The 2,914-nt window shown below is 36.7% G+C and carries 3 protein-coding genes; all 3 read left to right on the forward strand.

What is annotated here, in order from left to right:
* Nucleotides 1-172 precede the first annotated feature (172 nt).
* A complete protein-coding gene (locus tag AB3X49_RS23130) occupies nucleotides 173-700 on the forward strand; it encodes a DUF4352 domain-containing protein (RefSeq protein WP_367965004.1) in 528 nt (175 codons plus the stop codon).
* A gap of 24 nt (nucleotides 701-724) precedes the next feature.
* Nucleotides 725-1,069 (forward strand): DUF4064 domain-containing protein, encoded by a 345-nt coding sequence (locus tag AB3X49_RS23135; RefSeq protein WP_367965005.1) that lies wholly within the window; start codon nucleotides 725-727, stop codon nucleotides 1,067-1,069.
* Between the two features lie 626 nt (nucleotides 1,070-1,695).
* Nucleotides 1,696-2,914, forward strand: a 1,219-nt coding sequence (locus AB3X49_RS23140; RefSeq protein WP_367965007.1) for a plasmid recombination protein, incomplete at its 3' end; no start/stop codon positions are given.

Consider the following 2,914-nt stretch of genomic DNA (forward strand, 5'->3'; position numbering starts at 1 on the left):
GTAAACTAATATCTAAAAGTTTACATTCAAATTTGCTGTGGATATGGTGACCTCAGTGAGAGCTTATGCTCTCTTTTTTATTTCCATTCGACAAAATACGACAATAATATGATTAATTGTTTGATATGATAAGCTCGGAAATCTTACATTTTACATAATTGGAGGAAACATAATGTATAAAAAATTGGGTACAATCGCTTTAGCTGGAGCACTTTCTTTTAGTTTGGCTGCATGTGGTGAAACAGAAGAAACTGCAAAAAAGGTATCGAATGATACTAAAACAGAACAAGCAACTGAAAAGAAAGAAGAGAAGAAAGAATTTAAAATTGGCGAAATGATTCAACTTGGAGACCACAAATTAACTGTCGTAAATATTGAAAAGTCTCAAGGTGGAGAATTTGATAAACCTAAAGATGGACATGAATTTTTAATCGCTAATGTAACTATAGAAAATGGTGGTAAGGAAGAAATAAGTTATAATCCTTTCGATTTTAGCTTACAAAACAGTGAAGGGAATATTGTAGATCAAGCATTCACTACAGTTAACCAAGATACTGTATTGAATTCCGGAAAACTTGCACCAAACGGAAAAATTTCTGGAACTATTGCTTTCGAATCAAAACAAGGAGATCCTAAACTTCAATTAATCTTCAAACCAAATTTCTTAACTAAAAAAGAAATTCGAATAAATCTTCAATAGTAAATTAGAAATGGAGTTATAACTATGAAACGAACAACTGAATTTGTATTAGGTCTTATCGGTGGTATTTTCGGTATTATTTGTGCATTTATCGCTTTAATGATCGGCGGTATGGGAGCTGCGTTTGAAGCTGAAGGTGCAGATAGCATCATCGGTTTAGGATGGGGAGCTGTAGTTCTATCAATCTTAGGAATTGTCGGCTGCGTAGTAGTTAAAAAAAATGCTAAAGTTGGCGGTATTATGATGACACTTGCTGCTATTGGAGGATTCATCTGTATCTCTATCATTTACTTATTACCAGGAGTATTATTATTAATTGGTGGATTAATGGGAATCTTCCGTAAAGATAAAGCTGCTGTATCTGCATAATCTACTTATATTATTAAAATTAAGATGGTTCAAGTTGGAGAAAGGCACCTTAGGGTGTCTTTTTTTATGTGTAGCGATTCAATTCAGCTGGAACAGATAAAGCGGTAATTGAAGCACATATCTTACGGATTGAAGAAGAACTTAACTTTTTATTATCATTGCTGTAGCAAGATGAAATTGATGAATTATTGAGTGAGGGTTTGGAAATCAATTGGACAAACCTTGACTCTAAGTAGAGATGGTTGCGTGTGTTGGTCAATCAAAACGGACCCAGCGAAGCGAAGGGAGTATTTGACTTGACCAACTGAACGACACCCAAACCCTCTTGGCATTGAACAAACAACCGTTTGTTCCTGCCAACCGGCGAGGGAGCCCCTCAAGGATTGAGGGGTTGGGGAGTTTGATTGATGGGGTCTGGGGAAGAGTTCCCCAGTGGGTTTGGGCAACGCCCAAGGTTTTGTTTTGCCACGTACTACGTGGCTCGGCAGAGCCGAAGAGCGTCGCAGACCCCTATCTGTTTTGATGCGATAGCGTCAAAACAAGTATAGGGTTACTCTAATTGACTCCATTTCGTCGCTTTGCTAGACTTATGGTATCAATTAATCTAGGGAAAGTGGTGGCACTTTATGTTCGGGTCTATCTCATTTAATCAATCTCACCAAAGTTCATTGAGCCATAATAACAGAGAAAACATTCATGGTAATCCTGGCATCGATCCATCAAGGTTAGACGAGAATATTTACTTTGTTCAAAAGGACATCCGAAGTGTATACAAGGATGTCTTTCAAGAAGCGGTTGATAAGTATAACGAGAAACAAAAACGGAATGACCGTAAGATTGATGATTATTATGACAAAATACATAAAGACGATAAGACACATGAGCAACGAGAATTGGTTGTAGCGGTGGGAGAGGGTAAAGATGACCCAAAGTATAGGGGAGCCAAAAAGGAAGCGTTAAAACAGTATGCCGAGGCGTTTCAAGAGCGAAATCCAAATCTAGCAGTTTATAACATGGTTTTACATGATGATGAAGCAAATCCGCATTTACATATTAACTATGTACCGAATTTCGAAAGTAGTCGAGGATTAACGAGGCGTGTCGGAATGGATAGAGCCTTGCAACAGCAAGGCATAGAAGGAAAAGGAACGGAATTAATTGCTAATTGGCGTGTGTTCGAAACAGCTTATATTGAAGAACTAACAAAAGAGCAGATTCCGGATTTTGAAAGAGCTAATGTAGGTTCTCATAAGTACATGAAGGTTCGTCAGTACAAGGAATATGCAGAAACAAAATCAATTGTTGAGAATCAAGTACAAGAAAAAGAAACGCAGTTACAAACGATTGATCATCATTTAAAAAACGTTGAAGAGAAAACAGAAGAATTACAAGTAGCGAAAAAGAGTTTGGAAAGTGATGTCGTTGATAATTACAAAGAATTAGAGATAGTGAAACAACAAGTAGAGAGTGAAAGTGAAAAACTGCAGATAATTGGCCAGCGTCATGTAGAATTAGAAAAAAGAGTAAAACAAATGCAAACAGAATTAGATAGTGCTACGGATCAAGTTCCAAATGAGCCCGTTGTAATTCCGTTTTTGCGTAAAGAAGTAATAACACAAGTACAGGATAAAATGATTGGGAAAGCTGAAATCACGAAGAAAGAGACAAGAAATTATGTATTATCACCGGAACAATATCAAGAATTTACAAAACAAGTGAATGCAGCGGTTACTATTAAAAAGGATTATGATCGTTTGAAAAAGACAGATTTTGTGAAAGAGAATGAGAGTTTAAAAGTGCATGCAGAGGGATGGATGGAAGAAAATCGAACATTGAAACAAGAAA

It is taken from the genome of Bacillus sp. C30 (assembly GCF_040838255.1).
In the GTDB taxonomy this organism is placed as follows: domain Bacteria; phylum Bacillota; class Bacilli; order Bacillales; family Bacillaceae_G; genus Bacillus_A; species Bacillus_A mycoides.